At 38.0% G+C, this 1,026-nt stretch carries 1 protein-coding gene; it reads left to right on the top strand.

All coding sequences use genetic code 11. From position 1 onward, the window contains the following. Window positions 1–158: 158 nt before the first annotated feature. On the top strand, window positions 159–1,026 hold an 868-nt coding region (locus IM273_RS21990; RefSeq protein WP_193055637.1), incomplete at its 3' end, for a hypothetical protein.

Here is a 1,026-nt window from a genome sequence, read left to right as displayed (position 1 = left end):
ATCTGTACTAAGGGTTTTTTTGATGATTTAGACAATCAACTTAGGATGCCAATTTATAAAATATCAATTGGTGATAGTTTAATGACTACTCAAGCCGAAGCACAAAAAACAATGTATGTACATACGCAATCAATTACATTTAGCTACGGGGAGTAATAATGTCGTTTCTAACAAACTATACCACTGTATGGGTGAATACCAATACACTAAACACCGATCCAAAATCTAAAGCATTTGAACAAGTAGAAAAACTTGCATCATTTCCAGTTGTTGGAACTACAACACAAATTGCTTCAATCGAACCATATAACGATTCATTTATGGCAAAGGCCGTAGGTGATAAAGCATATGATGATGTGTCTATTACTGTTAACTGGGTTCCAGCAGATCACCAATTCCTAGATGACTTGGTAAACTCTGGTGATGAGATTCAGTTAAAAATTGAAATGCCAGATGAAGGAACAGGTGATACTACCGTTCCATATGCAATGTACAACGGTACACTTACTTCAATGTCAACTGCTGGTAGTTTTGACAATGTAGTAACCAAAACATATACCTTTGCACCAACAGCACTAGTAAGCTCTGGTGTACTAGATGATACAGTACTACCAATTAACCGTGGTGATTTTGGCGTAGGCTCTAACGGTACTACTTACCCAAGCTGGCAAGAACGCGACGGTAACGGATTCATTAAGATTCCCGCAGCCTCATCACCAACTGGTACTGATGTTCTAGGTATTAATAATCTTGATGCAAACTTTGGTACTCAATTAGTAATTAGTAAAACTGGCAACCCAATTATTAACGTCCGTAACTTTGGCTCGTCTATGGGTGCATGGTACAAAGTCTATACTAGTGCTGATAAACCAACACTAACAGAACTTGGTGCAGCGTCAAGTGCTAGCCTAGCCAACTATGTACTAAAAACACAGACAATAAATGGTAAACAGCTAACAGGTAATATTACCCTCGTAGCCGCTGATATCTCTGATGTGTACTCACAAACTTATATCACTAATACAT

Origin of the sequence: Enterobacter cloacae complex sp. P13B, from assembly GCF_014895915.1 — a bacterium.
In the GTDB taxonomy this organism is placed as follows: domain Bacteria; phylum Pseudomonadota; class Gammaproteobacteria; order Enterobacterales; family Enterobacteriaceae; genus Enterobacter; species Enterobacter bugandensis.
The sequence above is the reverse complement of the archived record's forward strand: the minus strand, read 5'-3'. Positions and strand labels throughout refer to the sequence as shown.